The organism is Aeromonas sp. QDB56 (genome assembly GCF_027705505.1).
GTDB lineage: Bacteria > Pseudomonadota > Gammaproteobacteria > Enterobacterales > Aeromonadaceae > Aeromonas > Aeromonas caviae.
This window is the reverse complement of record NZ_JAPDBZ010000045.1, coordinates 20,910-27,786: the sequence shown is the minus strand read 5'-3', so window position 1 is coordinate 27,786 and position 6,877 is coordinate 20,910. Positions and strand designations below refer to the sequence as shown.

Below are 6,877 nucleotides of genomic sequence, written 5' to 3'. Positions count from 1 at the left end.
TGTTTGGAGACAGCCAGTTTACCAGCACCCTGTCTGTCAACTTCCACTTCCCCAAGATCCCGCGAAGAACCTTTTTTTATGGGGGCTGATCCGCCCGCCGCCCCCTGGCCGTATCAGTTCGCAATAGTTATACGGCTTCCAATTTTTTGTATAACTGCTATAACGAACTCAAGGCTTATACAAGGGGCTTCATCATGTACAAGATCAATGTCGGTATCAGTGCCTGTCTGCTCGGCCAGGAAGTGCGCTTCGACGGGGGCCACAAACGCTCCAGTTTCTGCGAACGGGATCTGGGCGCCCATTTCGACTATCACCCCGTCTGCCCCGAGATGGCCATTGGCCTCGGCGCTCCCCGCGCCGCCATCCGGCTGGTGAAGCGCCAGGGCGAGGTGCGGGCCGAGGCAAGCAACGGCAGCTTCGACGTCACCGACAAGCTGATTGCCTTCAGCGAGCAGAAGGCACGCCAGCTCGACTTCCTCTCCGGCTACATCCTCTGCGCCAAGTCCCCCAGCTGCGGCATGGAGCGGGTGCGCATCTATGGCGCCAACAACGAGGGGAGCGCCAAGGAGGGGGTCGGCCTCTTCGCCAAGGCGCTGATGGAGGCCAACCCCCTGCTGCCGGTGGAGGAAGATGGCCGCCTGTGCGACCCCATCCTGCGGGAGAACTTCGTGCTGCGGGTCTTCGCCTATCACGACTGGCAGCAGCTCTGCGCCCGGGGGATCACCGCCTCAGCCCTGATCCGCTTCCATTCACGCTACAAGTACCTGGTGCTCTCCCACGCCACCACCCACTACCGGGCGCTGGGGCGCCTGCTCGCCAACCTTGGCAAGGCCAACCTGCAGGAGGTGGCCGACAGCTACATCCAGGGGTTGATGGCGGCGCTGACCCTGCGGGCCAACCGCTGCAGCCACACCAATGTGCTGATGCACCTGCAGGGCTACTTCAAGCGGGTGCTGACCCCGGCCCAGAAGCAGGAGCTGTGCGACACCATCGACAAGTACCGCACCGGGGTCTTCCCGTTGCTGGTGCCCCTTACCCTGATCCGCCACTACCTGCGCGAGTACCCGAACCCCTATCTCGCCGAGCAGGTGTACCTCAATCCCCATCCCGACACGCTGAAATTGCGTTACGGGCTGTGAAGGTGTGGCTGGATTTGGCCGATCAGGCCTACCTCGACCTTCATCCCGACACGCTCAAGCTGCGCTACGGGCTCTGAACACCCTGTGCAGGCCCCGGCGGATCACCGGGGCCTCTTCCCAACGTCTGATGGACTCTCTCATGTCTGATGAATCACAAGCAGCCGCGCCTCTCCCCGACGAGGGCGTCTACCCCATTCGCGAGGTCTCCCGCCTCACCGGCGTCAACGCCGTCACCCTGCGCGCCTGGCAGCGCCGCTACGGGCTGGTGCAACCGGCCCGAACCGAGAAGGGCCATCGCCTCTACAGCGAGCAGGATATCCGCCAGATAGGCGAGATCCTGAGCTGGCTGGAGCGGGGGGTGAGCATAGGTCAGGTGAAGGGGCTCCTGAGCGAGCCCCAGAGTGCGCCAGTGAGCGATCACTGGCAGCAGACCCTGGAGCAGTTCAGCCAGGCGCTGCTTGCCTTCAACCAGCGCAAGGCGGAGGCCGAGCTTGGCGATCTGCTGGCGAGCTACCCCTTCGAGCTGGTGCGCAGTCGGGTGCTGCAGCCCCTGGTGGAGCGGCTGCTGGGGCTGTGGCGCGAGCGCCCCGATGGCGAGCTGCTGCAACAGGTGTGGCTCGGCTGGCTGCATACCCGCTTCGCCCGCCACCTCATCGAGCAGGAGAAGGGCATCCCCGTCACCCTGGCAAGCTGGGGGCAGGTGGGGCCGCTGGATCTGGTCTGGGCTGCGTATGAGCTCATCGGTCAGGGTTATGAGGTGCAACTGCTGGGGGCGGTGGAGCCCCGCCATGCCACCCTGCTGGAGGGGCGCGCCACTCCTCCCTGGCTGATCCTGCTGGGGGCCGGGCTCGGCAAGCAGGACCTGGCCTCCGAATGGCCTGAGGGTACCCGCTTCTTTGGCGAGCTGGGACGCCTCTACGATGAGCCGTGGCGGCGTGCCCGCAACTGGCACGCCACCCTGGCAGAGGTCAGTGCGACGACCCGCACAGCCAAGGCGAAGGGCAAGGGCGGGAGAACACCGTCATGAGGCTGGTCTGGTTTCGCAACGATCTGCGTCTGGCCGATAACCCGGCCCTGCGCCACGCCTGCGCCGGAGATGAACCGGTCGCCGCACTCTTCATCGTCTCGCCGACCCAGTGGCAGACGCACAAGCTGGCCCCGGTCCGCCAGCGCTTCATGCTGGCACAGGTGGATGCCATGGGACGAGAGCTGGCGGCCCTCGGCATTCCGCTTCATTTGCTGCGGGTCGAGACCTTTGCCGAGGTGCCGACGGCGCTGACGGCGCTTTGCCGGGAGCTCGGGGTGAGCCAGCTCTACGCCAACCAGGCCATCGAGATTGACGAGCTGCGCCGCGACCACGCCGTCAGCGCCGCGCTGGGGGAGCAGGGCATGACCAGCCACTGGTTCAACGGCTGCTGCGTGCTGCCGCCCGGTCGGGTACTGACCGGGTCGGGGGAGATGTTCAAGGTCTTCACCCCCTTCAGCCGCGCCTGGCTCAAGGCTCTCGAGGAGGATGGCTTCGTCATTCACCGTGCCCCCGCACCACGCGGCGAGCCGTTACCGTGGCTGCCCCTGGCCGAGCGAGAGTGGGTGGACGACGGGCTGGGGGATCTGACGGCGGACACCCGCTGGCCGGTGGGGGAGGCCGAGGCGAGCCGCCGGTTGCACGCTTTTCTGGATCAGGCGGTGCTCGACTACGGCGAGACCCGGGACTTTCCGGCGCTGGCGGGCACCTCCGTGCTCTCCCCCTATCTGGCGGCGGGCATCATCAGTGCCCGCCAGTGCGTGGGGGCGCTGCAGCAGCGTCTCGGCTACCGGCCCCAGTCGAAGGCCCAACCCGGTTTCGTCTGGCTCAACGAGCTCATCTGGCGCGAGTTCTACCGCCACTTGCTGGTGCTGATCCCGAGCCTCTCCATGAACCGCCCCTTCAAGCCGGAGACGGCGGCCCTGCCGTGGAGCTGGGATCCGGATGCCTTCGCCGCCTGGTGCGAGGGGCGCACCGGCTACCCCGTGGTCGATGCGGCCATGCGTTGCCTCAACGCCACCGGCTGGATGCACAACCGGCTGCGGATGATAGTGGCGAGCTTCCTCACCAAGGATCTCCATATCCACTGGCGGCTTGGGGAGGACTACTTCATGAGTCGGCTCATCGACGGGGATCTGGCGGCCAACAATGGCGGCTGGCAGTGGGCGGCGGGGACCGGGGCCGATGCGGCGCCCTATTTCCGGGTCTTCAACCCCACCACCCAGGGGCAACGATTTGATCCACAAGGGGAGTTCATTCGTACCTGGGTCACTGAGCTGGCGGATGTGCCTGCTGCCTATCTCCACGAGCCCCACGACTGGTTGCGGCTCAAGGGGCGGCAGGATTATCCGGCCCCCATGGTGGATCATGCCGTTGCACGGGTGAGGGCCATCGAGATGTTCCGCGAACTGGAGAAAAACTAGCATGAATGACGCGCTGGCCCGCTTTGTCATCCTCTACCTGCAACTGGACAAGCATCAGTTGCACCGCTTGCCGGAGGTCTATGCCGATGAGGTGCTCTTCATCGATCCTGCGCACCGGATAGAGGGGCTGGCCGCGCTCATCCGCTACTTTTCCTCCCTATATGAGCGCCTTGCCCAGTGCAGTTTCGAGATAACGAGTCAGCAGCAGTCGGGCAACGAAGCCTGGCTCGCCTGGGTCATGACCTTCTCCCACCCCAGGATTGCCGGTGGCCGGGCCGTCAGGGTGGAGGGGGCCACCCGGCTGACGTTCGACTCCTGGGGCAAGGTGTGCCTGCACCGGGACTACTTCGATCTCGGGGCCATGCTCTACGAGCAGTTGCCGCTGCTGGGGCCCGTGGTACGGGCCATCAAGGGGAGGCTGGGAACATGAGCGGCCGGGTGCTGATCACCGGGGCCACCTCGGGCATCGGCCGCCAGCTGGCGCTGGATTATCGGCGCGCCGGCTGGCAGGTGTGGGGTTGTGGCCGGGACGAGGTGCGCTTGCAGGCACTTGCCGACCAGGGGATCACCCCTTTGCGATTCGATGCGCGCGACAGCGCCGCCATGGCCGGGGTGGCCGCAAGCCTGCCCGCCCTCGACCTGCTCATTCTCAATGCGGGCAACTGCGAGTACATGGATCCGGCAGAAGGCTTTGACGGCGCCCTGTTTGCCCGGGTCATCGAGACCAACCTCATCGCCACCGGCAACGCCCTGGCCGCCTTGCTGCCGCGGCTGGGGGCAGGTGGACGGCTTGCCATCGTCAGCTCCTCGGTGAGCTGGCTGCCCCTGCCACGGGCGGAGGCCTATGGCGCCTCCAAGGCGGCCCTCGATTATCTGGCGAATACGCTGCGCCTGGATCTGGCCAGCAAGGGCATCGGGGTGACCCTGATCCGCCCGGGCTTCGTGCAGACGCCGCTCACCGACAAGAATGATTTTCCCATGCCCTGCCTGGTGACGGTGGAAGAGGCTTCCCGTGCCATCATGACGGGGCTTGCCGCCGGTCGCCACCAGATCCACTTTCCCCGTCGCTTCATCTGGCTGCTGCGCCTGCTCGGCGCCCTGCCGACGGGGCTCTGGCTGCGCCTTGGCCGCACACTCGTTTCGAAAGGACGCCCTTCATGAAGAAAAAGATCGCCATCGTCGGCTCCGGTATCTCCGGTCTCACCGCCGGTTTTCTGCTCCACAAGCTGCATGACATCACCCTGTTAGAGGCGGCGCCGACCCTGGGAGGCCACACCGCCACCGTGGAGGTGGAACAGGCTGGGCGCCACTATGCCATCGACACCGGCTTCATCGTCTTCAATGACCGTACCTATCCCAACTTCCTCAAATTGCTGGAGCGCATCGGGGTGGGGCGCCAACCCGCCGAGATGAGCTTCTCGGTCAAGAGTCCCGAGGGGATGGAGTACAACGGCCACAACCTCGATACCCTGTTCGCCCGGCGCCGCAATCTGCTGAGCCCGCGCTTCTATCGCTTCGTCGCCGAGATCCTGCGCTTCAACCGGGAGGCGCGGGCCTGGCTGGCCGCGCATCGCCAGCGGGAGCTGACCCCCGATCTGACCCTGGGGGACTTCCTGCTGGCGGGGAAATTCAGCGACTATTTCGCCCGCCACTACATCCTGCCCATGGGAGCGGCCATCTGGTCCTCCACCCTGGCGGACATGCGTGCCTTCCCCTTGAGCTTCTTTCTGCGGTTTTTCGCCAACCACGGGCTGCTGGAGGTGGCGAACCGACCTCAGTGGTATGTGATCCCGGGAGGCTCGCGAGAGTACATAGGGCCGCTCACGGCGGGCTGGCAGTCGCGCATCCGCCTCGCTACCCCGGTGGAGGCGGTGCGCCGGGTGGCGGATGGCGTCGTGGTCACCAGCCAGGGGCAGGAGGCCCATTTTGACGAGGTGATCTTCGCCTGTCACAGCGATCAGGCCCTGGCCCTGCTGGCGGATGCGAGCGAGGGAGAGAGGGCCATCCTCGGGAACATGCCCTATCAGGCCAACGACGTCTGGCTGCACACCGACGCCTCCTGCCTGCCGATGCGCCGCAAGGCGTGGGCGAGCTGGAACTACCAGCTCGGTGAGGATGACGGGGCGCGCCCCCTGGTGAGCTACAACATGAACATCCTGCAGGGGGTGAGCTCCCCAGCGCCTTTCTGCGTCAGCCTCAATCCCCGTGGACGGGTGGACGAGAGCAAGGTGTTGCGCCGTTTCGTCTATCATCATCCGGTATTCAATCAGGGCTCCATCGCCGCCCAGCAGCGACGGGGCGAGATCTGTGGCCATCAGCGCACCCACTTCTGCGGGGCTTACTGGTACAACGGTTTTCACGAGGACGGGGTGCGCAGCGCCCTGGACGTGGCCAGACGCTTCGGGGCCGAGCTATGAGCGGCGCCGCGGCCTTGACGCAAGGGGACGAGGGAATGGGGGAGGGGATCAGCGCCATCTGGCAAGGCTCGGTGCGCCATCGCCGCTTCGCCCCAAGGGCCCACGCTTTTTCATACAGCCTCTTCATGCTGGGGCTGGATCTGGACGAATTGCCCAGGCTTGAGCAGGGGCGCTGGTTTGCCGTGGAGCGGGCCGGACTGCTCTCGTTTCGCCGCGAGGACTATCTGCGGGGCAGCGAAGGGCCCCTCAAGCAGGCGGTCTGGGACAAGGTGGCGGCCCTCGGGGGGGATGCGGAGCCCGGCGGGCGGGTGCTGCTCCTTGGCAACGTGCGCTGCCTCGGGTTTTATTTCAGCCCGGTCAATTTCTACTTCTGCGATCGGGCGGGGGAGACCCGCTACCTGCTGGCGGAGGTCTCCAATACCCCCTGGAACGAGCGCCACTACTACCTGCTGGATCTGGCGGCGCTCTCCCCCCATGACAAGGATTTTCATGTCTCCCCCTTCATGGGACTGGGGATGCGCTACCACTGGCGCATCCGGGCGCCGAAAGAGGAGGCGCTGATCCATATCGAGAGCCACCCCGTATCCGGTGAGAGCAAGCTGTTTGACGCCACCCTGGCCCTGCGCCGCGCGCCGCTGTCGCGCAAGGGGCTGGCGGCACTGCTGGCTCGCTGGCCCTGGATGACCCTGAAGGTGCTGCTCGGGATCTACTGGCAGGCCCTGCGCCTTTTTATCAAACGCACCCCCGTCTTCACCCATCCGGAGAGCCGCCCGTGACGCTGACACACCCGTTTAATTCCGCTTCCTGGTGTTGTCAGCAGCCCATGGTGCGGGTTCATCCCAACCGAACGACCCCACTCTTGACCCATTCGGA

The 6,877-nt window shown here is 65.6% G+C and carries 7 protein-coding genes; all 7 read left to right on the top strand.

The window, feature by feature from the left end; all coding sequences use genetic code 11:
* The first annotated feature begins 194 nt into the window (after positions 1-194).
* The 7 genes from OKB81_RS09500 (at position 195) to OKB81_RS09470 (ending at position 6,780) form a co-directional block, all read left to right on the top strand.
* Positions 195-1,139, top strand: coding sequence for a YbgA family protein (locus OKB81_RS09500; protein ID WP_160836556.1), 945 nt, complete (start codon positions 195-197; stop codon positions 1,137-1,139).
* A gap of 139 nt (positions 1,140-1,278) precedes the next feature.
* Entirely contained in the window at positions 1,279-2,166 is an 888-nt protein-coding gene (locus OKB81_RS09495; RefSeq protein WP_103858958.1) for a MerR family transcriptional regulator, read from the top strand.
* The gene (gene phrB / locus OKB81_RS09490) at positions 2,163-3,587 is read left to right on the top strand and encodes a deoxyribodipyrimidine photo-lyase (RefSeq protein WP_103858959.1); all 1,425 of its coding nucleotides are present in this window, start codon (positions 2,163-2,165) and stop codon (positions 3,585-3,587) included. The genes OKB81_RS09495 and phrB overlap by 4 nt, the downstream gene beginning before the upstream one ends.
* 1 nt (position 3,588) lies before the next feature.
* A complete protein-coding gene (locus tag OKB81_RS09485; protein ID WP_109113189.1) occupies positions 3,589-4,017 on the top strand; it encodes a nuclear transport factor 2 family protein in 429 nt (142 codons plus the stop codon).
* Positions 4,014-4,748: an SDR family NAD(P)-dependent oxidoreductase gene (locus OKB81_RS09480; protein WP_109113188.1), complete on the top strand. Its 735-nt coding sequence runs from the start codon at positions 4,014-4,016 to the stop codon at positions 4,746-4,748. The genes OKB81_RS09485 and OKB81_RS09480 overlap by 4 nt, the downstream gene beginning before the upstream one ends.
* Entirely contained in the window at positions 4,745-6,004 is a 1,260-nt protein-coding gene (locus OKB81_RS09475) for an NAD(P)/FAD-dependent oxidoreductase (protein ID WP_109113187.1), read from the top strand. Before OKB81_RS09480 ends, OKB81_RS09475 begins: the two co-directional genes overlap by 4 nt.
* Positions 6,001-6,780, top strand: coding sequence for a DUF1365 domain-containing protein (locus OKB81_RS09470; protein WP_160836555.1), 780 nt, complete (start codon positions 6,001-6,003; stop codon positions 6,778-6,780). Before OKB81_RS09475 ends, OKB81_RS09470 begins: the two co-directional genes overlap by 4 nt.
* Positions 6,781-6,877 lie beyond the last annotated feature (97 nt).